Raw genomic sequence first — 441 nt, forward strand, 5'->3', positions numbered from 1 at the left:
TTCGCCAACGTCGTCACCGCCGACGAGAAGGCGGGCACGCGCCTCCCGAAGGTGCCCGCGGACACGCCGCCGGACGAAATCGGCTACGTCTCCGAGGACGACTTCTCGTGGAAGGCGATGCTCGACATGGACGCCTGCACGAAGTGCGGCCGCTGTACCGACGCCTGCCCGGCGAAGGCCTCCGGCCGCAACCTCGACCCGAGGGACGTGATTCTCGACCTGAAGGCCTACCGCGAGTCGGTCGACGCCGGCGGCGACTCCATCGACATCGTCGCGGACGGCGGCACCTCCGTCGTCGACGCCGAGTCGATGGAGTCCTGCATGGCCTGCATGGCCTGCATGGACGCCTGCCCGGTCGATATCGAACACCTCACGCACTTCACCGAGATGAACCGCCGGCTCACCGAGACGGGCCAACAGCAAGAGCCGGTCCAGGAGGCG

Annotated in this window: 1 protein-coding gene; it reads left to right on the top strand. The window is 68.3% G+C overall.

What is annotated here, in order from left to right; translation table 11 throughout:
- A partial coding sequence (locus tag DVK05_RS16640) for a (Fe-S)-binding protein (RefSeq protein ID WP_147437859.1) occupies positions 1-441 on the top strand: 441 nt, incomplete at both ends.

Source organism: Halorubrum sp. Atlit-8R, from assembly GCF_003666025.1.
In the GTDB taxonomy this organism is placed as follows: domain Archaea; phylum Halobacteriota; class Halobacteria; order Halobacteriales; family Haloferacaceae; genus Halorubrum; species Halorubrum salinarum.